This is a genomic window from Bradyrhizobium sp. NBAIM08 (assembly GCF_020193935.1).
Classification (GTDB): domain Bacteria; phylum Pseudomonadota; class Alphaproteobacteria; order Rhizobiales; family Xanthobacteraceae; genus Bradyrhizobium; species Bradyrhizobium yuanmingense.
Genome location: NZ_JADYVR010000004.1, coordinates 608,556 through 633,005 on the forward strand (window position 1 = coordinate 608,556; position 24,450 = coordinate 633,005).

General features: G+C 61.3%; 18 protein-coding genes, 1 tRNA gene and 1 pseudogene. 7 read left to right on the top strand and 13 right to left on the bottom strand.

Features of this window, described 5'->3' with window-relative positions; translation table 11 throughout:
• Nucleotides 1–81 precede the first annotated feature (81 nt).
• From I6F37_RS17590 to I6F37_RS17600, 3 genes and pseudogenes are all read right to left on the bottom strand, one after another.
• Entirely contained in the window at nucleotides 82–495 is a 414-nt protein-coding gene (locus tag I6F37_RS17590; protein ID WP_036044874.1) for a hypothetical protein, read from the bottom strand.
• Between the two features lie 100 nt (nucleotides 496–595).
• Nucleotides 596–2,740, bottom strand: coding sequence for a ParB N-terminal domain-containing protein (locus I6F37_RS17595; RefSeq protein ID WP_036044870.1), 2,145 nt, complete (start codon nucleotides 2,738–2,740; stop codon nucleotides 596–598).
• Nucleotides 2,741–2,913: 173 nt separating this feature from the next.
• Nucleotides 2,914–4,096: pseudogene (locus I6F37_RS17600) on the bottom strand (DUF932 domain-containing protein).
• Between the two features lie 254 nt (nucleotides 4,097–4,350).
• Here I6F37_RS17600 and I6F37_RS17605 point away from each other — a divergent pair.
• Both I6F37_RS17605 and I6F37_RS17610 read left to right on the top strand, forming a co-directional pair.
• Nucleotides 4,351–4,689 (top strand): hypothetical protein, encoded by a 339-nt coding sequence (locus I6F37_RS17605; protein WP_225152178.1) that lies wholly within the window; start codon nucleotides 4,351–4,353, stop codon nucleotides 4,687–4,689.
• Nucleotides 4,686–5,225: a hypothetical protein gene (locus I6F37_RS17610; RefSeq protein ID WP_225152179.1), complete on the top strand. Its 540-nt coding sequence runs from the start codon at nucleotides 4,686–4,688 to the stop codon at nucleotides 5,223–5,225. Before I6F37_RS17605 ends, I6F37_RS17610 begins: the two co-directional genes overlap by 4 nt.
• 838 nt (nucleotides 5,226–6,063) lie before the next feature.
• Here the strand turns inward: I6F37_RS17610 and I6F37_RS17615 are convergent.
• Both I6F37_RS17615 and I6F37_RS17620 read right to left on the bottom strand, forming a co-directional pair.
• Nucleotides 6,064–6,258 (bottom strand): hypothetical protein, encoded by a 195-nt coding sequence (locus tag I6F37_RS17615; RefSeq protein ID WP_036044866.1) that lies wholly within the window; start codon nucleotides 6,256–6,258, stop codon nucleotides 6,064–6,066.
• Between the two features lie 20 nt (nucleotides 6,259–6,278).
• Nucleotides 6,279–7,049, bottom strand: coding sequence for a hypothetical protein (locus I6F37_RS17620; RefSeq protein WP_157785250.1), 771 nt, complete (start codon nucleotides 7,047–7,049; stop codon nucleotides 6,279–6,281).
• Between the two features lie 317 nt (nucleotides 7,050–7,366).
• Here I6F37_RS17620 and I6F37_RS17625 point away from each other — a divergent pair, with 317 nt between their 5' ends.
• Nucleotides 7,367–10,480, top strand: coding sequence for a hypothetical protein (locus I6F37_RS17625; RefSeq protein WP_036044861.1), 3,114 nt, complete (start codon nucleotides 7,367–7,369; stop codon nucleotides 10,478–10,480).
• A 602-nt stretch (nucleotides 10,481–11,082) separates the two neighbouring features.
• Here the strand turns inward: I6F37_RS17625 and I6F37_RS17630 are convergent.
• Genes I6F37_RS17630 through I6F37_RS17650 form a run of 5 tightly spaced genes read right to left on the bottom strand, consistent with a single transcriptional unit; the run spans nucleotide 11,083 to nucleotide 17,041 of the window.
• Nucleotides 11,083–12,855, bottom strand: a complete 1,773-nt coding sequence (locus I6F37_RS17630) for a TOPRIM nucleotidyl transferase/hydrolase domain-containing protein (RefSeq protein WP_157785248.1) — start codon at nucleotides 12,853–12,855, stop codon at nucleotides 11,083–11,085.
• A gap of 60 nt (nucleotides 12,856–12,915) precedes the next feature.
• Nucleotides 12,916–14,910, bottom strand: a complete 1,995-nt coding sequence (locus I6F37_RS17635; protein WP_036044856.1) for an ATP-binding protein — start codon at nucleotides 14,908–14,910, stop codon at nucleotides 12,916–12,918.
• Nucleotide 14,911: 1 nt separating this feature from the next.
• Entirely contained in the window at nucleotides 14,912–16,300 is a 1,389-nt protein-coding gene (locus I6F37_RS17640; RefSeq protein WP_036044854.1) for an SIR2 family protein, read from the bottom strand.
• Between the two features lie 10 nt (nucleotides 16,301–16,310).
• On the bottom strand, nucleotides 16,311–16,742 hold the full coding sequence (locus I6F37_RS17645) for a PIN domain-containing protein (RefSeq protein WP_036044852.1): 432 nt from the start codon (nucleotides 16,740–16,742) through the stop codon (nucleotides 16,311–16,313).
• Nucleotides 16,739–17,041 (bottom strand): hypothetical protein, encoded by a 303-nt coding sequence (locus tag I6F37_RS17650; protein WP_036044850.1) that lies wholly within the window; start codon nucleotides 17,039–17,041, stop codon nucleotides 16,739–16,741. The genes I6F37_RS17645 and I6F37_RS17650 overlap by 4 nt, the downstream gene beginning before the upstream one ends.
• Before the next feature lie 543 nt (nucleotides 17,042–17,584).
• Between I6F37_RS17650 and I6F37_RS17655 the strand changes: the two genes are divergently transcribed.
• Nucleotides 17,585–19,243 (top strand): recombinase family protein, encoded by a 1,659-nt coding sequence (locus I6F37_RS17655; RefSeq protein ID WP_225152227.1) that lies wholly within the window; start codon nucleotides 17,585–17,587, stop codon nucleotides 19,241–19,243.
• On the opposite strand, the gene I6F37_RS17660 is transcribed toward I6F37_RS17655, so the two are convergent.
• A tRNA-Met gene (locus I6F37_RS17660) sits at nucleotides 19,200–19,276 on the bottom strand. The genes I6F37_RS17655 and I6F37_RS17660 overlap by 44 nt on opposite strands.
• 388 nt (nucleotides 19,277–19,664) lie before the next feature.
• Between I6F37_RS17660 and I6F37_RS17665 the strand changes: the two genes are divergently transcribed.
• Nucleotides 19,665–21,263 carry a GMC family oxidoreductase gene (locus tag I6F37_RS17665; protein WP_225152181.1) on the top strand — a complete coding sequence of 533 codons (1,599 nt, stop codon included), beginning with the start codon at nucleotides 19,665–19,667 and terminating at the stop codon, nucleotides 21,261–21,263.
• Between the two features lie 188 nt (nucleotides 21,264–21,451).
• On the opposite strand, the gene I6F37_RS17670 is transcribed toward I6F37_RS17665, so the two are convergent.
• Complete coding sequence (locus tag I6F37_RS17670; protein ID WP_225152183.1) at nucleotides 21,452–22,213, bottom strand: SDR family oxidoreductase; 762 nt, start codon at nucleotides 22,211–22,213, stop codon at nucleotides 21,452–21,454.
• A gap of 121 nt (nucleotides 22,214–22,334) precedes the next feature.
• On the opposite strand from I6F37_RS17670, the gene I6F37_RS17675 reads away from it, so the two are divergent.
• Both I6F37_RS17675 and I6F37_RS17680 read left to right on the top strand, forming a co-directional pair.
• On the top strand, nucleotides 22,335–22,847 hold the full coding sequence (locus tag I6F37_RS17675) for a CvpA family protein (RefSeq protein WP_225152185.1): 513 nt from the start codon (nucleotides 22,335–22,337) through the stop codon (nucleotides 22,845–22,847).
• A 130-nt stretch (nucleotides 22,848–22,977) separates the two neighbouring features.
• Nucleotides 22,978–23,760, top strand: coding sequence for an SDR family oxidoreductase (locus I6F37_RS17680; RefSeq protein WP_035997153.1), 783 nt, complete (start codon nucleotides 22,978–22,980; stop codon nucleotides 23,758–23,760).
• A gap of 160 nt (nucleotides 23,761–23,920) precedes the next feature.
• Here the strand turns inward: I6F37_RS17680 and I6F37_RS17685 are convergent, their stop codons facing one another.
• Nucleotides 23,921–24,397 (bottom strand): DUF3775 domain-containing protein, encoded by a 477-nt coding sequence (locus I6F37_RS17685; protein WP_035997316.1) that lies wholly within the window; start codon nucleotides 24,395–24,397, stop codon nucleotides 23,921–23,923.
• Nucleotides 24,398–24,450: the final 53 nt, after the last annotated feature.

Here is a 24,450-nt window from a genome sequence, read left to right on the forward strand (position 1 = left end):
AACCTTAGCCGTCGTCAGCCTCGGCGGCGGCTTCTGCGAGGTAGCTCGCGTCGTGCTTGACGACGGTGACGATGTACTGGCTCATGACGCAGCTCCCTCGATCGGATCGTTTTCGCGCGCGAGAATGGTCTCGGCCTTCGCGACGGCGGCGTCCGCCCGCCGGCGCCAAAGCTCGACATCCGCTGAGCCTGCCTCCGGAGCGTGGGTGAGTATCTTGAGCAGACCCAGCAGCACCTCGAAATGGTCGGCCTTGCGCTGGACCTGCTCGTCAAAACGTGAGGGAAACGACAGGAGTCGGCCGAAATAGGCGGCGTCGCGGCCTTCCCATGCACCAGTGACATAGGTATCGCCGGATGCTTCAACGTCCGACTTGCTGTCGTCCCAGCCCTCGTCGGTGATCGCGAGATCGCAGGCTTGGTCGAGCGTTTCGGCTTCGTAAGTTCGCTGCCGATGGATCGGCAGGCGATAGGTCGTCTCGATGGTAAAGAGGGGCACGAGAGCCTCCATAATAATATAGAAGGCCCGGCACGAGCCGGGCTTGGGGCGATTGACGGTGGAGAGACGCGGACGGCGGAAGCCGTCCCGCGTGCTCGAGCTATTCGGCCGCGATCATGTGCGGTTCGGCCGCTTCGTCAGCCGGGGTTTCGTCGTCGTCGCCGGCGAGGAATTCCGGCAGCGCTTCGCCACCGCCCTCGGGCTCCGCGGCGTGGGCGGTCGCAGCCTGGTCGACGTCGGCCATTTGCAGGGGCTCGGGCAGCCAGCCGGTCTCGGCCAGGAGGCGTTCGGCCTCCTTGGCCATGTCGCCCTTCTTCAGATGGTCGATGAGCTGGGCGGCCCGCTCGCCGGCACCCTCGCGTACCGCCTCCAGGATACGACGCTTTGGCACGCGGCCGAGATAGTTCTCGACGGTTGGGCGCCAACCGGATTCCACCATGTCGAGATCGACGGCCCAGGCGATGCGATCAGCGTCCGCGATGCGCTGCTCGACTGTGTGCGGGGTAGCGCCGCCGCCGTAACGGTCGCCCTTCTCGTAGAGCGCGTTGACGCCGAATGAGGCGCAGTGCGCAAAGAGCGCTGCCTGCTCGTCGCCCGTGAGACTAATGAGCCAGTCCCAGAGATCGGCTTTGTCCTTGGGCAGGCGCTCCTCCCAGGTCTTGTGGCGCGCGTCGATCGCCTTGGCCGCCGGCGTGTCCTTCAACCCTTGCGCCTGCACGGGGAAGCTGGCGCTGCGCATAGAGATCTCCATCGCCGTGCCGTAGGAGGAATAGCGGGAGAAGACGTCCAGGCAGAACTTGTGCAGCACCGCCTGGAAAGCGACCGACGGCATAATCGCCAGCTTGTCGCGCAGCGCCAGCGTCCGCTCCGCCGTGAGCTCGGTCAGCAGGCGGTCCGGCAGCGGCTTCACCGCATCGTCATCCTCGTCCTCGGGCTCCGCAACCTTCCCGCCGATGGTGATGATGGCGCGCTGGATAACGGGCGCTGATGGTTCGGCGCCGTCCAGGGCCGCGGCATCGGGTTCGCTGCTCCTGGCCTGCTCTGGTTCGGACGCGGGCACTTCGTCCTCGGGTCGGACGTAGCCGCGATCAATCAAGAGCGTGCCTTCGGCGTCGATGCCGACGAACGCGCCCGCGCGGGCGATGTCGGCCGGCTGATAGATGACGGGTCGATCGTTGAAGACGCCGAGAGCCGTCTCAATTTCGCCGATGCGCTGGTCAACCTCATCGGGAAGCTCATCCGCGCCGTCATGCTCGGCTTCGAGTTTGGCATATTCGGCCTCGAGCGCCTCGATGGTCGCTTGCTCCTCGGCGGTGAGATCGGCGGATACGCCGTCCAGCTCGCGCAAGCCGCGCGTATGACCGTAGGGGAAGTCGATCGCGACCTCGATCCACTTCCAACCTTCGGCGGCGATCGTTTCCGCCTCTGCCTTCAGCTTCTCGGCGACCAGGCGGTCGAGCAGAGCAACGTCCTCGAGCCAACCGCCATCGTCGGACTGGAACAGGTCGCGCAGCAGCACTCCACCAGCGGCCTCATAGGCATCGAGGCCAACAAACACGACCCTCCGGTCGGAGGCACGCACTGTCTTCTCCGTCAACATGCGGCGGATCTGATAGGGCTCCTTCTGCCAGGAGCCGGAGATAGCCTGCCAGACCTGCTCCTGGCGTCCATGATCCGCGGTGACGGTGAAAGCCATCAACTGCTCGAGCGACATGCCGTCCTCGGCATAGATTTCGAGCAGCGCCGGTGAGACCGCGGCCAGGCGCAAGCGCTGCTTCACGACGTTGACCGAGGTGAAGAAGGCAGCGGCGATGTCCTCCTCGGACTGCCCCTTCTCCTGCAAAGCCAGGAATGCCCGGAACTGGTCGAGCGGATGCAGCGGCGCACGCTGAATATTCTCCGCAAGCGAGTCGTCCTCGGCGAGAATGGTGCTTGCCGGATCGCGGACAACACAAGGCACCGGCGCGGTCTTGGCCAGGCGCTTCTGCTTCACGAGCAGCTCCAGCGCACGGTAGCGCCGTCCGCCGGCGGGGATCTCGAACATGCCGGTCTCGGTGCCCTCGGGGTTTAGGACCGGCCGGACGTTGAGGCTCTGGAGCAAAGTACGCCGGGCAATGTCCTCAGCCAGCTCCTCGATGGAGACGCCGGCCTTCACGCGCCGGACGTTTGATTGGCTGAGCACTAGCTTGTTGAAGGGAATGTCGCGCGAGGATGACAGGGTGATCTTCTGAACGGCGTTAGCCATGGGTGATACTCCGCGACGGGCGGCCCAAAGACTCTCTCTGGGCCTCCAACCCGTCACGGAGCGCAGCGCGGCCCTCTTCCTCTCAAGGGCCGCGCCACAAATCCGACGACCAGGAAGGACGGAAAGGCACGAAGCCGGAGACACGCCGTTCCGCATCTCCGGTTTTCCGGGTATCAGGCTGCGCGGTCGAGTAGCTTCTTCGCGCGGGTCTCCAGATCGAGCCGTGCATCCTGATGGGTCTTGCCCCGCGCAACCGCTGTGATGCCTTGCACGAAATCGAACACGCTTTCGGGCTTGCGGCCTTCCTCAGACAGCACTCTTTCGATGATCTTCGCTGTCTCTATCTTCGAGAAGCCGCGCTTGCGCAGGAACTCGCTGCGATCCTCGTCGGTGCGGGCGACGATCATTTCTCGCACCGCCCTGATGCCATTGATGAATGGCATCGGTGAGGAGTTGGCAAAGCTGGCGAGCGCTGGCGCCGCCTCGTGGGCAAAGCGCGAGGCGGCGTATTTGGAGTGGCGGATGGTGATCTCCTCGAAATCCTCGACGCCCCAGAGATTGCGGTTCTGGCAGACGGCGCGGAGATAGAAGCTCGCCATGCCGAGCGTCTTCGCTCCTACCTCGGAATTCCAGCAGTAGAAGCCACGGAAGTAGAGGTCCGGCGAGCCGTGGCGAAGCCGGCCGGCCTCGATCGGGTTAAGGTCGTCGACCAAGAACAGAAAGACGTCCCGGTCGGAGGCGTAGAGCGTCGTCGTATCCTGGGTGATGTCGACGCTCGGGTTATAGACGCCGGTCGACCAGTCGAGCACGCCAGGGATCTTCCAGCGCGTGTCGCCCGTGCCATTGCCGGCGATGCGCTGAACGGCCCGCCACGAGTTCGTGGTCAAATATGCGCCCGTATTCGGGACCCGTAGCGGCGCGAAGCTCGACGCTCGAGCGTCTTGACCTGCTCGGCTCGATGAGAGCTGAGGCCGAACTGCAGGTTGATGCCAGCGAGTGGCGCCGGAAGCTGACGGAGGTAAGTCGCCGGAGCTCCGACCAGACTGGCAAGTTGGCCGAAGCTCCAGTGAGTGGGCGCGATTGGCGCGTCTGATCCGGGCAGCAGCAGAGCCAGGCGCTCGGCATCGTCGCGGCTGGCCTCTACCCGGATCGCCGCGCTCTCGACGGTCCGGGTCCGGCTGCGTTCTGTCCGTCCGCGCACGGAGGCAAGAGGTCAGACAGCGATAGATAGCGCTCGTCCGTCGGCCTCGAGAATCACTCCGACGATACTCGGCCGACGCGCTCGCCGCGGCTCACGTCCACCTTGTAGCCGCCGGCACGGTCGCGGTCAGGGTTCAGAACTTCGATGCTGGTCATCGGACAATCTCCATGACGGGCGCCGGAAGCCTCTCCTCCGATCCTCAACCCGTCACGGCGAAGCCGATCCGTCCTCTCACTCTAATGGGGGCTTTGCGGGGTCTCCCCGCAGAAGGGGTCGGCCGAGACCTCAGGCTCGGGCGCAGGGGAAGGCTTTCCCCTTTTTGGCGGTTTTGCAAAGTTAGCTGTTCAACGGGCCCCCGTCGCGTGTTCTACAGACGGTTGCCTATTCATGCGAGTGTCTGGAGAAAGTAATGGAAATCTACTGCAAGGGAACAGCTCGCATCAGGCACAATATGACCGGCGAAATCTACGAGATCGAAAGCGACGAGCTGGACTGGGATGCAGTGGCTAGCGACGAACGCCAGATGGGGCCGGAAATCCACTATGAGGCAGCCGTCGAGCATCCCAAACTAGGGGAGCTGACCTGGGGCCTTTGGGAGTATCCGGTCGGCCTCGAGAATTATCACGAGACAAACGCCGGGCCTCATGAGGTGATCGAGGATTTTGAGTACGGCCTCGAGCATGCGAACCCGAGCCTGATGAATGGGTCGATTACTCTATCCCCGATAACCCCTTCTCGATCTTCATGAGCTCCTATCACCATACCCGCGATTTGCTCGCGGACTATGGAAGCGATAGTGGGGGCCATTTGGTCAATCGTATGATCTTTTCGCATCAGATCACTGCAATGGAAGCCTTTCTGGCCGACGAGTTGAAAAGCGACATCGAGGCTGATGCAGCTGCCTTTCAGCGCCTAATCGATCAGGATGATGATCTTGCGAAGGAGAAGTTCACGCTCACCGAAATTGCGAAGGACCCCGCGCTCGTCGAGAGAAAAGTTTGGGAGCATCTTCGCTCGATCCAGTATCACAATCTCGCTAGGGACGATGCTCTTTACAACATTGCGCTTGGCATTCGTATCCTGAGCTTGGCCAACGACAAACCGAGCCTCTTCAAGGCGGTGATGCTGCGCTATGACTGTGTCCACCGGAACGGGTTCGACAAAAACGGGAACGAGCTGAAGGTCTTCACCAAGGCGTTCGTTCAGGACACGGCCGACCTGGTCAAGAGCTTCGTCGAAAACATCGAGAACGCGGTGCGAGCGAGACCGGCGGGAGCATCTTAGCGCGTCATGCACCGGACAGATCGACCGGCCCAAGTAGCTGATGTCGATCCCGCCGACAATCCTAAAACACCAGAGCGCGCAACGGCCCGGGTCCCTGGCATTAAGTGCGGTCCGCACAGTGTCGAGCGGCTCGGCATCGACCTAGAATATAATGTCTCACCGGCCCAGTGATGAATCTGGACCGGTGTGGCCGGAGGCGCGCGCTGAGCAATGTCACTTTCGCGTTGGCATCGGCGAAGCCATCCCAGGTACCGTACTCGGCCAGTGTAAAGCCTTGCTGCAAAGTACGCCCACATCGCTTTGGTCTTTGCGGTCGGCCAATTCAGCTGCGCCTCGATGCCGCAACGGCTTTCGAGTCGAACCATCCTCGAAGCTCACCCGTTTGGAAGGTGGCTGCGGTGTCGGTGCCTTCGATGTGATGGTCGCCGATACAACGACGCCGTGCCGTACGTACCGACCAACTCTCAAGGCGCAAAGACGGCTTGCTCGCACTCGCCATCGAGCCTTTCACTTGCGAGACGGCTGCTCCCCTTTCCCCGCGGTCGTTGCCGTAGTTCCACAAACCGAACACCGAGCTTATCCAGCCTCCCCCGTTCGTCGAACGGCACGCCCTCCAGTCGTGGCTGCCGAGTGGCCATAAGAGACTCGATTATCTCGTGGATGAGGCTGTGATGGGTCGGGCACAACCAGCAGAATTCCTGTACTGGCTCCCTCAAGACGTCATCGAATTGAAGCGACAAAGGATAAATATGATGCGCCTCGGTGACACTTTTATACTGAAGACAAACAACACAGGGCGCCGCGGACCAGGATCAAAGGCCAGGCGGGCCGTCGCGACCTAGATCTGGCGGCGAGCCACCCTCGCCCGTTCGAGCTGCTTCGACTCCTCTACCATACTCGCCGCGATCATCGCGCGCTGACTTGGCGTCAGTATTTCAGTCAAGCGCGCGCGGTATTGCTCGTCGGTTTCGCCTTCGCGGACGGGCACTCGATCGCTCGCATGACGCTTCAGGATTTCGAACCACGGATTCATCCGTCCCTCTCCTTGAACGGCTACGCGATCGCTCTTCTTCGGCCGCGATCCTGCGCAAAGCCGCCTCGAGGGCGGATCTCAGCATCTAGATCGTCGATGACAGCTTTCGACATATTGAAGGTGACATTCGGCATGCCGTAACCGAGATCGTCGATATGGGCCTTGTGCTTGAACCCCATATGGACGGCGGCGGCGATCAACATGCCGTTGGGCACAAAGTCCGGGCCGAGCGGCGTACCTTCGGGATAGGTGCAAGGATAATTCTCGGCAATGTGCTTGAGCCGGTAGCTGCCGGTGCCCGAGCGGATTGTTTTGGTCTCCTTGACCCTCGCCAGCAAGGCCAAAGACCGCAAGAAGGCTTCCACCGCGTTCTCTTCAAGACATTCCTGCCGATGCTCAAGGAATTCCGCATATTGCTGCTGAGGGATCCGCCGGGTGCCATCGGTATTGCGTTGCGGTCGCCCGAACCCGCCTCCATGAATATGCAATCTTGGAAACGTATCGAGGACGCTCCGAATAGCGATCAGCGCGGCAGCCCGGTAGAGATGTACAGGCTCAACCTGAAAGCCATGCTCCCCAAGGTAGCTGACAAAAGCCGCGCCCGTCACCGTCGCGGTCGGCGGTGCGGGTTGCTGCGATGCTGCTCGTAGCGCGGCATAGCTGCGAAAGCCAAGCCCTCGGGCGACTGCCTCCACACGATGAGACGATTTGACTTCCTCAAGGCTTCTGGCGAGGTCGGCTTTGACGTGGTCGACAGCAAAAGGCTTCACAGAAATGCGAAGCACAAACATGTGCATTCTCCTCCAACAGGCTTCGCAGTTCGCCGATTACGCAGCAGCCCACAGGGTGAGATGCAGAATGAGTGCTTGTAATTTCAATAGAGCGTTTGACCCGGCGACAGGTCAGAGGTGCCCAAATCCCCACTTGATCATCGCTGAGTCGTCCGTTCTTTTCAATGAGAAAACCAGCATCATTGATGGCAAGAAAGCCTTGAAAATAGCTGCTCCCTTGCCAAATCACCTCAGCTGCGCCCCGCGCCTAGCCCGCGGTCCACGGTTCGTGCGATCGTGCAGTATTGTTGCGCAAATGTTTTCCTTAAGAGCCTTGCATGGACGAGCCGATTAAAACTCTCGATCTCTCACGGGAGCAGCAAGACACAGCAACGCTCATGCAGCGCTTGCTCGGCAAGCGCATCGCGGATCGCTATGTCGATTTTTGCCGGCTAGCAACCGGGGGCCTGCCGCTTCGCGTGTCAAGGCCCTTGGCTGCCCACGCCTTGCGAGAACTGGAATCGATCCTGCGGCAAACCCTCGACGTTCCAATGGAGGTGGCCGTCCCGCCGACACCGCAAGACATGGAGAGGATCGAAAAGGCCAAGGCGGGATTGCGAGCGATCGGGTACGGCGAGGAAGACTTGCAGCGTGTCGCCAATCAGTTGCGACCACGGCTCAGCCACAAGGAAGAAATTGAAAAGATCGTAACGCGCCTCGGCCTGGCGCCGGACGGCGACATTGCGCACGCCTGGAAATCCATCTCGCAGGCCCATGGCCTGGCTCACGGCGCCCGCGCGCTGCATCAAACAATCGAGGTCGATGACATGTTCCGGGCCGAATGGCAGGCGCCGTTCGACACCGTCGTGCGCGGCCTCATGGTCGCCCTTCAGGGGAAGTACGCAGCGTTCATGCGACGGATCGACCAGTTGGTCGCTATGCCAAATCGGAGTGCAGCGGTCACAAGCTTCTCCAAGGAGATTCCCGGAGCCCTGCCGCTTCTCTGGCATTTTTTTAACAAGCTCGAAACACCCGATTGGCTGCCGCATCTCTCGCAACGCAAGCTGCTCGTAGCGCCGCTTTCGCAAGACGACGAGTCCGGCGGTAATGGCCTCCCCATGCGCCAATGGCCCGCAGGCCGCTACTTGCTTCGCATGGCCAAATCACCCGATCCGGCAGCCCGGATTCTTGTGGCTAGCGCCCTTCGGGCCGTCGCCTCGTCTACCCACCCCGATGTCCAGCTCACGGGTATGGAAATCCTTACGGCGTTGCCAGCCGATGAATCAGCATCCCTTGTCGATCTCGCCGAGGGATGGCTGACGCCCGCAGCCCGCTTCATCATGGCGCAGGGGCCTCACGACCTAATCCGAAATCTCGCGCGGAGTGGCAAAGGACACGCCGCGCTCCGCACGACCCGCGCCGTATTCCAGCTCTTCTCGGAAAATGAACGGCTTGCCACGCTTTTCAGCCGGCATATGTACGAGCACTTTTTGCCGGATGCGGTCAAGGCGATTGCGCCCCTTTGCAAGGTAGAAGGCGTCGCGCTATTGGCTGATCTTCTCGACCAGGCTCTACATATCGCTGGCAAGGTGTCCGACGACCCGCCGCATGACTATAGCTATTACCTCTCAGGCACGGTGTCGGAGCACGGCACCAAGCACGATGTCATCGACGCGCTGGTTGGCGAAACCGTTCGCGCAGCCAAACTCGCTATCGAGGCCGATCCGACGTGCGCGGGTGATGTTGTATCGCGCATCAAGGGCCATTCATCGCGGCTATTCATGCGGATTGCCTTACACGTACTCTCATTCGCCCCGGAACGCGCGCCCGAGACCGCCCAAGCGCTTCTATCCACCCCGGAGTTGATTGATGCCACATGGTGCCGCATTGAATACGGGCAGCTTGCGCTCAGTTGGTTTCCATCCCTGTCACCGTCCGTTCAACAGGACATCCTCGCTTATGTGGATTCCGTGCCCGGGATGTATCGCGAGCGCTTGAACAAGCGCTTCGAAGAATATGAAAAACGCGCGCCAACCGAGGAAGAACAGCGCGCGCGTGACGCATCCATTGTACGTGACTTGGTATGGCACTGGCGAGACGTCCTGCCCATAGAGCGTCGACAAGCGACCGAAAAGCTCGGCGATCCCGAGGCATGGCGCGCGAAATTTGACGAGCCCGATGCGAGCCCGCTTGCGGCACCAGATTTTTCGTCGCGCCCCATCGAGGAGATTGTCGCTTTTCTCGATACGTGGCGGCCCTCCGCCGGCGAGAGACGGGAGACCGCCACCGCACTGGCACAACAGCTTCGCGACGCGGCCATGGCTAGTCCATTGCGCTATTCAGCCAGGGCCGCGCAATTTTCGGCTCTGCCGCCCATCTATGTGCGCCGCCTTCTCGAAGGCCTCTCGTTAACCTCGAACAACACGAATGAACTGGACTGGACAGGTGTGATCGCCCTCATCGAGGTGGTGGGGCAACCGGGCCGCCAACTGACGGCAAGCGGCATGGAGGGCGACGACCCTGATTGGTCCTGGGCAAGAAAGGCAGCCATGGATCTTCTCGCCTCCGGGCTTCGCCGCGGAGCCGAAGGCGTATCCTTTGCCCATGCAGAGCGTGTCCAGCAGGTAATCCTTGAATCTTACCGAGGAGCGCCGCGCAAGCCGGACACGGATGACTTCGAGGAAAGCTACCGCCGGTTCCCGCATCACGGGGCCCAATCGACGTCACGCGGCGCCGCCGTCGAGCTCTGCGTTCTTTTCATCTACTGGATGAGCAAAGACGATCAAAGTGAGGTGGGCAAGGCCCAGCGCGAAGCGATCGAAAAGCTTCCTGCCATCCGGCAGGTATTCGAAGCGGAATTGGCTGATGGCACGCCCGATGGGCGCATTCCTCGCGCGATCCTCGGCAGTTACCTGAATTGGCTCTATTTCTTTGGCGAAGGCTGGCTCCTCGAACATTTTAACAGACTGTTTCCGGATGACATCTCGCTCCGAGATGCCGCGTGGCACGCGCACCTCAGCGCCGATAGCGGACCGATTAGTGCTTTGGGGCCACGTATGCGCGACTGCTATGCTACCGAAATCAGCCGGTTAAACGATAAGGCGAATGAGCGAGATCAGCAGCACATCGATGACCGCCTCGCAGAATACCTGATAATCATCTATATCAGCGCGGCACTTCCCGATGATGTGTTTGAGCAATTCTGGAACACCGCGCCCACGCGCGCGCTCCAGCACGCTATGTGGTTTCTCGGCGTGGAGCTTGAGCTGCCGGAGAAAAAACTTCCCGATCCATTTCGTGCCCGGGCGGTGTCTAATGGCTTCTGGATCAGACTATCGCCATGTCTGAGGCCGGCTTTGCGCCGAGTGATCCGTACAGCGTCCTCGACCGGCTTGCAAAGATATCGCCCAAGCTCCCGGATCGCGTGGCACAAGCTCTCGCATCCCTCGTGAAATGCAGGCATTTCGATTCTTGGATCTACATGACTCAATCTGCGGACATTCGGACGATCTTTGTGAATGGTCTTGCAACCGGGGCACCGGAAACGGTGGGCATGGTCGCCGAGGCTATCAACTATCTCGCAGCCATAGGCGATAGCAGCTATCTCGACCTTCTACCCAATCCGCCGCTCAGCAAAGGGTGAAGGATGACAATTATCAGGATCTTTGCGGTCGTGTGTGCGGGCCTTGGACTTGCCGCCGCCATTGTCGCAGCGGCCTATTGGTGGAAGGCAAGCCGCGTCAATACATCCCAAGTATCGGCGTCAATCTCCGACGTTCCGGAACAATATATTCTTAGTACGCAGGTTGCATTTCATGAGTCATCGCGCCTCAACAACCGCGCCGCAGTCTGGACGGGGGCTGCCGCAATCCTCAGCGCTATCGCATCTATCCTGGGTGTCTTACTCTAAGTGAAGGGTTCGGTCGGCTGCGCCGAACCATTCTCTCATCCGCCGCCTTTCGGCTTGGAGGCCCGCTTTCGGGATGGCCCAAAGGGATTTTTGCGGCGACCGATTGCGCCAGGGCGCAATGTCCCGAAATACCCGGTACGCTGGTTATACTCCCAGATGGCATGCGTCACGGGCTGATGATTGCGTCGAAGCCAGTCCGGCAACCTTGTCCAGGAACCGCACGATTGGCCGGTGCTGCGGCTTGCGCTTGGTCGACGGGTCGAACATCAGATCGACGAGGATCTGGCCGAACTGAGGCTTCTTTAAAGGACCGCCAGTACGCTGCGTATAAAGCGTTTCCAAGGTAAGCAGCTTGATGTTTTTGCGCGCGGTACGAACGCTGTCCCGGCAAAGCTTGACATCGGCCGCCGAGAAGCGCGCCCTTCCCTCCGCGTAACTTGTCAGCGCTCTTGCCAGCTCGGCGTTGTTAAAGTTGTCCATTTCAAACGAGAGCTTCCAGAGCTTGACGTAGTTTGACCGGGTGGCGCGCCGATCCGGAAAATGGATGGACTGCGCACGCCGCAGGCCCTTGCCGATATTGACCGGCGCAAGTCCTTCATTGTCCAGCAGGACGAAGGCAATGGTTTGATGGTGATGCAGATAGTCAATCAGCCGCCATAACGTGCTGTGCGTGCTGTCCTTGCCTCCGGTCGCGTTCGACACCCCACCGAGGTTCACCAGCTCGATGCCGAAGACATTGGGTGTCGTGGCAAACATTTTGTCGAACAATCGTGGGACCGCCGCATGCTCCGTCGCGCCCTCGACGAACAGCACGACCTGGGGCTTGGGATTGATACCGAAATCGTTCGCAACAAGCTCAAGCGCACGCAGCGGATCGTCTTCTACCACAATGTCCGGCACGCGGTCTATGACCGTCGTGCCGAACTCGCCACGTGGATCGATGCTCTCGCCGAAGGCATCGCGGTAGAACAGCCGAAGCATCTTCGCCATTTCACCGAAAGTCTGGGCTCGCAGCGCATCGTCTTTCAAGCGCTGCCGTTTATCGAGCCTGATGAAGCGTACCAGTCCTTGCCATCTTTCGAGGGGGTCGGTGGTACGGTACAGAAGGAACACGCGCTCATAAAGGCGCCTCAGCTCGTCCTTGCCGAGATCCAATGCAGCGGCCACGGCCGCGGCGTCCCAGTTTCGCGCAAATTGATACCAGTCCCATCTGGGGTGATCCATACCACCCGTAGAAATCATGATGTGGCGTTCGTCCCCTTGCGTCTTTGGATAATAACGATCCGAAATAATCTGACAGAGGGCGCTCAAGTCTCTATCGGGATTTGGCGTTCTGTGTCTCGCAATATTCGTAGCGAACTCCGACAGGTTCGGCTTGAGTTGATCGCCCCAGGCTGGATCGATTGTGCCATCGTCCCTTAAGGCCCATTCGATATGGACGGTGGCCGTCAGCGGACGAAGAAGGTAGTCAAGCTCGAATGCCTGAAATTGCGAGTAGTAAGCCTCATGGCGCCGCGGGTCGGTATCGACGGTCGCTGCGTGGGGCGAACTCCGCGCGCGCGGATCCCACGCGTTGCCATGCTCTATCCAGCTTTGCATGACACGCTGGCTGAAATCGAACCACGCAAGCTCGGTTTGTACATCGCCATCCCAAGCCTCGTCCGGACGCAACTGGCCCAGATCACGGAACCGGGTGCCGCCGTCCAGAAACTCTACCTTATGGACGACATCGATCCGGTGAATGCGTAGCATCGGGAAGAACAAGCCGAGCCGCTCCAGATGACGCAGCCGCTCGGCCTGCACGGGTATGTTCCGGTCGCGGCAAAAGCTGACGAAATCGCGCGAGGTCAAAAGCCGGCAGACATGATAGGCCTCTCGATCAATCATCAGATCCGTAACACGTACCGGCAAAGGCATCGAGAAGCTTTCAATTCAAAGTCAGGGCACCACGCGAAGCTTGGCGAAAGAACCTTTGAATTAGGCCCCCCAAGCATCAATAATCTGCCCCAGCGGAAACGGGGCGTCTTCCTTCGACCACTCATGGAAAGGCGCCGCCGTCTGGCTATAGGGGCTGGGATCGGGCCTATCGAATTGCACTCGTGTGGGGATGTGGAAGGCGCTGCCGAAGACAATCGCTTCGCCTGACGACAATATCGTCACCTGATCGAGCAAGCGCCGGGCTTGCATCGGAATGATGCGACGGAAATGGTCGATGTCGTCCGGATTCTGCAGACGATGGCTGATGAAGTTAGCGCACTGACTGATGATGGTCTGGCTAATCTCGCTCGGACGTTGGCTGGCGATGATGAGCGACAGGCCGAACTTGCGCCCTTCCTTTGCGATACGCTCGAAGGTCAGTCGCGCCAGACGATGACCTCGATCCTCGTCCGCGCGAGCGGGTCGGGCATAGTTATGTGCTTCTTCGAGGACGAGAACCCACGGATGTTTGTAGCGCGACGCAGCAGGCAAGCGTTCCCGCGCCTCCAGCAACACGCGCCCGATGACGGCACATGCATAGGGCAGCACTTCGTTGCTCAGCATCGAAAGATCGAGCACCGACACCTTTGGACCGGTCGTAGCCCCTAATCCGAAACGAGCGAACCAGGCGGACAAACTAGCGATAGCAGTGTCAGCGTCTTCATAGTTGAGGAATGCACGCCACCTTTTGTCATCAAGGCGGGTTTTCAAACGCAGCTTCAGCGTGGTGAGATGGGCGTCCACCCGGAAGGTGTCCTCCTTCGATACGGCGCGGTTGATCAGTGATGGATCGGTCAATGTCGAGCGCGCGATCGGAAGTGGAGAGTCCGCAGTGCGCGCGCCGGCCTCCGCCGTATCACGCCCGCCGACAATCTTAGATCGGATGGCGTCCTTGAGCTTCTCTGCTTCGGCCGCGATCACAGCCTGATTGTTCATGACCTCGGTGTTGTAGTCGTTAGCGGAGCGATGTGAGGTGAACAGTTTATCGAACGCCGCGGTGTCGATGTCGGTGTTTGCGAGATGGCCGGTAACGGCGTCACAATAGGAACCCGCAGCCTTCTTCTTGATCTTGGTAAGTTCGCTGAGAAGTTGATCGAGCGCGCTCATTGCGTTCTGCAGCGAACCGAGACTGGCCGCAGCCGTGGCATTGCCGCCCTTGGCGATCGCCCACCAGTCTTTCAACACGGGTTCCTGTGTCTGTTCCGCCGCGCTCAGCCATGCACAGATCTCCTCCGCGTTCAGGAACCAGAGCGGGAGGCCGAACTCTTTGCCATTGAGATAGATGCGATCCGGCAAGCGTACCGCTGCTTTTGTGGCAGGAAAGGCTTTGGCGTATTCGCCATTGATGTCGAGAATGAAGACATGCGGCTCCTCTGCTGCGCCGTCGAGCGCTTTCATGGCCTTCTGAATGAGGCTCGACACCGAGAATGACTTGCCCGACCCGGTGTTGCCGACGATGGCCAAGGGCCTCGAGAACAGGTCATTGTAGGACGCCCGGACGACGTTACGCGCCTGGCCCGTCGGAAATCCGATCTTCAAGTCGCAGTCAAAGTCCGTCGCATCATAACCCTCCGGCCTGTTGCGACGGGGCGGGATTTCAAAGACGGCGCGCAAGATGTCGGGTGATCCGATTTCTGCCGGTGTATCGAGTGTTGGCAGGATGGATATACCCGGGCTGAAAGACGGGTCATTGTCGGTATGCTCGATGGTACCTAGCAACTGCACGCTGGCGGTCCGGCGTGGCCTCATGAGTTCCAGGTTGAGTTCATCGCCGCTGGTGGGATCGAAGCTCTCGCGTGCCTCAAGATCGGTAATGATACCGATGACGGTTTCGCCCGCCCCCAATGAAAAGGTCAGATACGCGTTGATCGCGATCGCAGCCTGAACCCCATCAAGGGTCGCGCGCAGGGCCGATCTGGTTTCGGGCAGCAATTCCACCTTCACCCGGAAGCCTTGAACCGAGACAATATGGCCGACGAGACGTGGATTATCCATCTTACGCCCCCGGAGCGGGTTCAGCGGGCGTCGCGGACGAAGCTATTTGCTTTTCGAAGCGCCGCAGGCGCAGGAAGTCGTCCAGCCATTGCACGTCGGGCATCACCGAGCGGGCGAAATCATCAAACGTCGCGTGTTTGAACTTGGCAGCAGCAAAGGCGCCATCCGTCGGGCACAAAACGAAGGCGCGCTTGCCGAGATCCTTATAGCGGCGCACCCGCTCGATGACCGGGCTGGCTGGGTTAGGTTCGACCACGAGCATCACCAACGACGGATTCATGAGCGCGTTCTCAATGATGCGACTAACGTGATCATCGCCAAAGCCGTAACCGAGAACGAGCAGGAAGGTCTGGGGGACACCGAGGCGTACCTGAAAGGACCGGAAGAGATGCGCATAGGGCATCGTCAGGGTCTGCGCGAACTTGTTGGCAGTCGGCAGGATACCAACCGATGGCGTTCCGCCGGCCAATTTGACGAGCACGGCCGCCTTCTCATCCGGATTCAAACCTGCATAGGTTCGGAACGGGACGAGGTCGGGATGCCGCGCGCGCATCTCACCGTCCTGCTCGAACCAATGAATGGACCCATGCAGTTTGTAGAAGTGCAGGAACTTGTCGAAGCGCCGCACCCGGCCTTCGGCAACCTCACCCGGATAATAGACGTCGAGCCCATAAACCGATGGATCGAAGCGAGCGGCTGCGCGGCCGGTGAAGCCGTCGAAATATTGGATGCCTAGCAACTCCAGTGCCTGCTCGAATAGCGTGTCGTAATTCAGCGTGAAGAGATGGGTTCGGCCAAGATTGCTGTCACGCGCGACGAGCTTGGACAAAAATGCAAGCTGCGGCGCGATCTCGCTTGCAGACTTCGCTTTGGCAGAGTCAGGCAAAGACAGGGCGCATTCCAAGAAGATCGACATGCGCAGGCGATCAACAAACCATTGGAGGTCATCAAGGCTTGGAGCTGGCGTGCCCGGCCAAGTGACGCCAGAAAATGGTGCGTCCTTTGAGTTACCAACGACGAGGGAATTGGCAACAAATGATAGCCACTGCTCGAACCCCATGGTGGGCTCGTCGAGCAAGTCGGCCAATGAGACGGCATCCCGACGCGCCTTGATGACAGGCCCAACTGAGGCGGGCGCGTCGGAGAGAACCTCGATCGTTTCGAAGACGGCGGTTTCAAGGTTCGCCATGGTTTTACCGCCAGCGGAAACCGACGTGCCTGACCCCGTCAACACAACGAGGTTCTCCATGCGGAGCCATTCGGAGATCAGCGCCTGGAGGCGAATGCGCCCCTGCTTCTGATCAAGCCCAAGCAGGAGGTCGCCAGCATTGCCGTCCTCAGTCAGACCGATGAGCTGATACTCGATGGGTTCAGGCGCCCCTCCCGTCATGCATTTCCCCCTACAAGCCGCCGCGCAATGGATTGATGATCTGAAGCCCGGCAAAGTCATTTTCGTTGTCCGTCACAACCACGCAGTCATTCGCACCGGCGACGGCGGCGATGATCATGTCGAGTCCGCTACGAGGACGACCGGCGGCCTTCCCCTCCGCCATTAACCGCGCCCAAACCAAGCCAGCCCTGTCGTCGAACGACAGGATGCGCCCTGCAAACAGCGCTTGCGGTCCTTCCGGCCCGGCGAACCAGGCGTCGAGCGCGTCGCGCTTCTTGCCGTGCGGCTTTTCCAGAATGCCGCGCCGGATTTCGGCCACTGTCAGTGAGGCAATGAACAAATCCTCATCGCGCTGCTCCCCCATCCAGGCCAATAGTGACTCAGACGGCTTCGGCTTGACGATGTTGCTGATGATGTTGGTGTCGAGAAGATAGCGCGTCACAGATCGGCCTTACGCCCTTCTTCACGGGGGCGCGTCAGGTCGAGATCGGCACCAACGAGCGGCGAGCGACGCAACGCACTCAAGATGCCACCGGCCTTCGGTGGCTCGCCAGAAACGGCCTGTTGCACCGTGCGCCGAAGATCCCCAGCTTCTGGCCCTTCCTCGGTCAACTTACGGGCAAGCGTTCTGATGAGGTCGCGGTCGGTCTCGAGGGCTTGGAGCTCAAACCGCACGATGCCCCGCTTGGTCAGCCGGGATCGGTAATTTTCGATCGCCCTTTTCTGCGCGCTATTGCTCACCGACCGCCTCCATAGTATATCTGGTTATATAGCCGAATCTCGACCTTGCCGCAAGACCGCTAGAGTCTCGTGTTACGTCGGCAGCGGTGAATATGAGGGCGGTGCGTTGTCCGACGTCGGGGTCAAGCAAATTGCATCTCGCAGAGGTGATCACGAGAATGTTTCTCGTGCGCTCGACTTTGCGATTTCCCGATCCGCTACGCTCCGCATTCCGGAACAGCGCACAGCTACGCCACAATGCATTGATCTGACTGGATATTTCTTCTTGCGTTGCGACTGCAACTCGCCATCTTTGTCACGATGCGGAGCGATCCGCGTAGCAGCAAGGACGCCGCGGTGGCGCGACCGAGAGGAACAACTGCAGAAAGGCTTCGCGTGGTCGCCGATGCGGCGCCCGGAGCCTCGGTTGCGTCCGTCACGTCGAGGCCTGATCCGCGCCTCATCAATCTGGTGCGGCTGCTGGCTCGGCAAGCCGCGCGGGATTTCGTTCAAGCCGAGACGGATAGCCGAAAGCGTGACTGTCTCCCGGACTAAGGAGGCGTCATGAAGGTTGCGCTCTACGCCCGCTATTCTTCCGACAACCAGCGTGACGCTTCGATCGAGGACCAGTTGCGGCTTTGCCGCCTGCACGCCGAGAAGCAAGGTTGGACGATCGGCGACAGCTACACCGACCGGGCGATCTCCGGTGCATCGCTGCTTCGCCCCGGCATCCAGGAACTGATCAGCGACGCAACTCGCGGGAAGTTCGCCATTGTGCTGGCGGAGGCGATGGACCGCCTCAGCCGTGATCAAGAGGATATCGCTGGGCTCTTCAAGCGCATGGCCTTCGCCGGCGTGCGGATCGTCACCCTCTCGGAGGGAGACGTCACGCATCTGCACGTCGGCCTGAAGGGCACAATGAATGCCCTGTTCCTGAAAGACCTGGCGGACAAGACGCGGCGAGGTCTGCGCGGCCGCATCGAGGACGGCAAGTCCGGCGGGGGACGATGCTTCGGTTATGACGTCGTCAGGCAGTTCGCTGCCAATGGCGAGCCAATCCGCGGCGATCGCACGATCAATGAGGCCGAAGCGGCTGTCGTCCGCCGCATCTTCACAGATTACCTCTGCGGCAAATCCTCGCGCACGATCGCCTTCGAACTGAACCGCGAGCGTGTGGCCGGACCACAAGGCGCCGAATGGGGACCATCGACCATTCACGGCAATCCAAAGCGCGGCGTTGGCATCCTCAACAACGAACTCTATGTCGGCCGCCTCGTGTGGAACCGGCTTCGCTACCTGAAGGACCCCGATACTGGCAAACGGGTTTCTCGGCTCAACCCCGAACCCGAGTGGGTGATCCTGGACGTCCCCGAATTGCGCATCGTCGATCAGGATACCTGGGACGCTGTCAAGGCGCGTCAGCAGGCACTCGCCTACGAGCCCTCGGCCCCCGGCGAGAACAAGCTCAATGACCGTCGGCGGCCTAGGTATCTCTTCGCCGGCCTGGTGAAATGCGGTTGTTGCGGCGGCGGGTACACGATGATTTCGAAGGACCTGCTCGGCTGCGCGACGGCGCGCAACAAGGGGACGTGCAATAATCGCCGGAACATCCGGCGCGATACGCTGGAGACATCCGTATTGAGCGGCCTCCGGACGCACTTGATGGAGCCCGAATTGTTCAAGGAGTTCTGCGAGGAATTCACCCGTGAAGTGAACCGGCTGCGCATCGAACGTCGAACCGATCAGGATGCTTGGCAGAGCGAGTTGGGAAGAGTCGAAAAGCAGATTCGAGGCATCATCGCCGCGATCAAAGATGGCATGTATCAACCGTCGATGAAGGCTGAGATGGATGCGCTCGAAGCTCGCAAGGCGGAGTTGACCGATCTGCTCGCGAACGCCGAAGACCCCCCGCCGCTCTTGCACCCGAGCATGGCGGAGATCTATCGGCAGCGCATCTCGGCGCTTTATGAAAGCCTGCAGAGCGAAGAGGAGAGATCCGAGGCGGCGGAGGTGTTCCGTACGTTGGTCGACCAGGTGACGCTCGTGCCCGAGGCGGAACAACTCGCCATCGTCCTGCGCGGTGACCTGGCTGCGATCCTGCGATTTGCGGCGGGCAAGAAGAACCCCGACTTCCTCTCGGAGGCCGGGGCTCTGGATGACTTGCTATCGCAAGCATCGGTGGTTGCGGGGATAGGATTTGAACCTATGACCTTCAGGTTATGAGCCTGACGAGCTACCGGGCTGCTCCACCCCGCGTTAAAGCTTTGCGTGCCTTCGGTTAAATCCTGGGGACGGTCGGTTGAGGCCGGCGCTGGTCGCGCTGGCTTTCCACTTCCGTCCCAAAGGCTTCCTTGGAAGGCGACCCGAGGGGCAATGCCCGTCGGGTGCGGTGGGTATGTATCAAGGCGGACTGCCTTTGGAAAGGGCTGCGGGAACGTTTTTTTCGACTTCATGACAGGGGAATCGACGAGTTTCCGCGCCGTTCCGCGCGCTCTTGCCAGAAGTTCCACAAACGGCCAGCCTGCGGCAACAAGATTAAGGCCGAAAACGCCGGGGTGCCGTTCCGGGAGGCGAAGCGAACCTCGAGATTCCGGGTTCGCGCTTCGCGCGCCCCAGAATGACGGTAAACGGGGGGGAAACAACATTGACCGACACATTCGATTTCGTCGTCGTGGGCGCGGGCTCGGGCGGCTGCACAATTGCGGGGCGGCTGTCGGAGGATGCGGGCACATCCGTCGCGCTGCTTGATGCAGGGGGACGCAACGACACCTGGCGGATCACCACGCCCTTCGGGCTCGCGTTGCCCTATGCCGCGGCCAACTGGGCGTTCGATACCGTGCCGCAGAAGGGATTGAACGGCCGCATCGGCTATCAGCCGCGCGGCAAGGGCCTCGGTGGGTCCTCGGCGATCAACGCCATGGTCTATATCCGCGGCCACAAATGGGATTACGACCATTGGGCCGCGCTCGGCAATTCCGGCTGGTCGTATGCGGACGTGCTGCCCTACTTCAAGCGCTCGGAAGACAACGCCGATTTCGACGGCGAGTATCACGGCAAGGGCGGACCGCTGCATGTCAACCGGCTGCGCTCGGACAATCCGATTCACGACATCTTCCATCAGGCCGCACGCGAGGCGCAGTTCCGGATCCGCGAGGACTTCAATGCCGAGGACCATGAAGGGCTCGGCAGCTACCAGGTGACCCAGCGGGGCGGCGAGCGCTGGAGCGCGGCGCGGGCTTATGTGGCTCCTCATCTCGGCAAGCGGCCGAATCTGCGGGTCGAGACGGGAGCGCAGGCAACGAAGATCCTGTTCGAAGCAGGGCGCGCCGTCGGCATCGAATATGTGCAGGGCGGGCAGACAAGGCAGCTGCGCGCCCGCCGCGAGGTGATCCTCGCCGCCGGCGCCTTCCAGTCGCCGCAGCTATTGATGCTGTCGGGCATTGGCGATGGTGATGCGCTTGCTGCCCACGGCATCGACGTCGTGCATCACCTGCCGGGCGTCGGGCGCAATCTGCAGGACCATCCGGACTTCGTGTTCGTCTACGCCTCCGACTATCCGCACTTCGTTCACGCCTCGATCAGTCGGTTGCCATCCCTGCTGCGCGGTATCCAGCGATATCGCCGCGAGCGGCGCGGCGTGATGACCACCAATTTCGCCGAATGCGGCGGCTTCCTGAAAACCCGGCCTGATCTCGACGTGCCTGATATCCAGCTCCACTTCGTCATCGCGATGCTCGACGACCACGGCCGCAAGAAACACAAGGAGGCGGGCTTCTCATGCCATTTTTGTCTGCTCAGGCCGAAGAGCCGCGGCAGCATTTGGCTGAAAAGCGCCGATCCGCTCGCAGCGCCGATGATCGACCCGAACTTTCTGGGCGAGGCGGAGGATCTCGAGGCGATGGTCGCCGGCTTTAAGACGACGCGGCGACTGATGGAGACACCTGCGATGCGGGCGCTGCAGAAGAAGGACATGTTCACATCCGACGTGAAGACGGACGAGGACATCCGCGCCATTCTGCGCGCGCGTGTCGACACCGTCTATCACCCCGTCGGCACCTGTAAGATGGGCACCGACGCGATGGCCGTGGTCGATCCGGCGTTGAAGGTGCATGGCGTGGCAGGATTGCGCGTCGTCGACGCCTCGATCATGCCGACGCTGATCGGCGGCAACACCAATGCGCCGACCATCATGATCGGGGAGAAGGCAGCGGATATGATCCGTGGAGAGATGCGGGCGAGTTAGGCGACGGTTTCGCGTCATATGCCGCTGTCGTCCCGGACAAGCGTAAGCGCCGATCCGGGACCCATAACCACAGGGAGAAGTCGTGCCGCGAGATGGCAACTCCGAGTCTTCGGCAAACCACGTCCTGTGGTTATGGGTCCCGGATCGGCGCGCGCTTGGGGCGCGCTTGTCCGGGACGACAGTTGGGCTCAATTCAGCAGGAACCCGCCGTCCACGGTCACCACGCTGCCCGTCATGTAGCGCGACGCATTCGACGCCAGCAGCAGAATCGCGCCGTCGAGATCTGACTCGGCGCCGACGCGGCGTTGCGGGATGCGCTTGGCGAGGCGCTCGCCTGCCGGCGTCGACCAGAAGGCGTGGTTCATCTCGGTGTCGATATAGCCGGGCGCCAGCGCGTTGATGCGGATGTTCTGGCCCGCGAGCTCGAGCGCCATCGCTCTCGTCGCCTGGATGATGCCGGCCTTGGAGATCGCGTAAGGCGAGAGCGCCTTCAAGACGCCGGTGCCGAGCACGGAGGCGATGTTGACGATGTTGCCCGGCTGCTTGCGCGCGATCATGCGCCGCGCCACTTCGGTTGCGAGGAAATAGGCGCCTTTGAGATTGGCACCGATCACGGCGTCCCAATCCGCCTCGGTCTGCTCGGTCGCGAGCTTCTCGATGGCGATGCCGGCATTGTTGATCAGCACGGTGACGGGGCCCAGCGCGGCCTCAGCGGCATCGACCGCCTTGGCGATCGAGGCAGTGTCGGTGACGTCGAGCGCGACCGCAGCGGCGCGACCACCCTTGCCGCGGATCTCCTCTTCCAGGCCCTTCAATTTGTCGGTCTGCCGCGCAGCGAGCGCCACGGCCGCACCATGCGCCGCCAGCACCCGGGCAAATTGCCGGCCGAGCCCCTGGCTCGCACCCGTGACGAGGATGGTTTCTTTACTGACGTCGAATAGGTCTGACATGACGCGTTCCTTGGACGGTTCCTTTAAGCTTTGGAGCCACCAATACAGACGATTTTAGCGATCTGAAACCGGAATGATCGGCTCGGCGTTCATTCGTTCCGTCGAGGCAGGGCTTTCGCGCATGAACAGTTTCGATCTCGCCGTCTATGCCGCGCTGGCAGTCGCGGTCGGCTTGGGGTTCAGGACCGGGCTGCTACGCAGCGCCATGACCATCCTCGCCTATCTGCTCGCCGCCCCGATCGCGGTGGCGCTGATGCCGCTGATCGCACCGCAGATCGCCGGCAATCCGAACTCGCCGCTGCTGCAGAACTGGATCTGGTTCTTCGCCATCTTCGTGGTCGTCGGCATGCTGTTCGGCCATATCGGCCGCATCGCGCTGAACGACACGATCGGCGAGGCCGGCCTCGGCGACCGGCTCGGCGGCGCGGCGCTCGGCGCCGTCAGGGTCGGCCTCGTCGCCACCACCTTGGTGCTGGTGTTCGATCACATCGTGCCGACGAACCGCCAGCCGCCCTTCCTCGCCGGCTCGCATCTGCGGCCGCTGTTCTCGACCGCGGGCCAGATGGGCTTCAAGTCCCTGCCGCCGGAGGCTGCCGCCGCGATCGACCGCCTCAAGCAGGAGCGGCGGATCTGATCTGGCGCATTTGCATCGCTAGCCGCGAGGCGCATGCATTTTGGTGCGGGCCGATCCCTTATCAGCGGCATCACAGTTGGCTAATGTAGCCGCCGTCCAAAACCTGCCTGACATTTACGGGAGTGAAACAGTGGATCTTGGGATCAAAGGTCGCCGCGCCATCGTCTGTGCATCCAGCAAGGGCCTCGGGCGCGCCTGCGCCTTCTCGCTGGCGGAGGCCGGCGTTGACGTCACGCTGACCGCGCGCGGCGCTGATGCGCTGAAGAAGACCGCCGACGAGATCCGCAAGGCCTATCCCGACGTGACGGTCACCGAGATCGTCGGCGACATCACGACGCCGGCGGGCCGCGAGGCGGTGCTGAAGGCCTGCCCCGAGCCCGACATCCTGATCAACAATGCCGGCGGCCCGCCGCCCGGCGATTTCCGCAACTGGACCCGCGACGACTGGATCAAGGCGATCGACGCCAACATGCTGACCCCGATCGAGCTGATCAAGGCGACGGTCGACGGCATGATGGCACGCAAGTTCGGCCGCATCGTCAACATCACTTCGGCCGCGGTGAAGGCGCCGATCGACATTCTCGGCCTCTCCAATGGCGCGCGCGCCGGCCTCACCGGCTTCATCGCCGGCCTGTCGCGCAAGACGGTGATCAACAACGTCACCATCAACGGCCTTCTGCCGGGCCCGTTCGAGACCGATCGCCTGACCAGCACCGCGAAGGGCGAAGCCGACAAGCGCGGTGTCACACCGCAGCAGATCCTGGCCGAGCGCGCCAAGCTCAACCCCGCGGGGCGCTTCGGTCAGCCCGACGAATTCGGCTATGCCTGCGCCTTCCTGTGCGGCGCCAAGGCCGGCTTCATCACCGGACAGAACATTCTGCTGGATGGTGGCGCGTTCCCGGGGACGCTGTAGTCGCGTTTGCAGATGTACTCCCTCGCCCCGTTCTTACGGGGGAGAGGGTTGGGGTGAGGGGCTCTCTCCGCAAGCACGGTGACAGTCGGACTCGCGGAGACTCCCCCTCACCCGGCGCTTCGCGCCCACCTCTCCCCGCAAGCGGGGCGAGGTAAAATCATCACCGCTGCTTGGTCGGCTCGTCCTCATCCTGCTGGCTCGGAGCGGAGGAATCGGCGGTGGTGCGCTCATCGGTCCAGTCGATGCCGAATTCGTCGAGCCCGTTCGCGAGCAGATCGCCCAGCATGGGCTCGCCGAGCAGATAGTGCACCGTTTCGCGGCGTGGGCTGCCATATTCACGGCGCGCCTCCGACGCGCGGGCGCGCAGATCGTCCCAGTCATCGATCGTGCCGTCGCCGCGGCCGAGCCAGGTCAGCGCGACGAGGTCGAGCTGCTCGTCCTCGTTCAAGGCGATCATGAAGCTTCCGAGCTCCTGGACGACAGGATCGGAGCCATCGTCGTCGAGGACGTCCATCATATCGTCGTCGGCCGCGTTCGAGCCGGAGTCCGGATCAGAAGCCCCCTCCTTGACGTCGAATTCGCGCGCCTTCTCGATGATAAAGGCGACCTTTTCCGCGGAAATCGCAAGCTCTGGCATGGCGTCCTCTTCGGCTAGCATCCAGTTCCCCGCGATAACGCCACATCACCTCA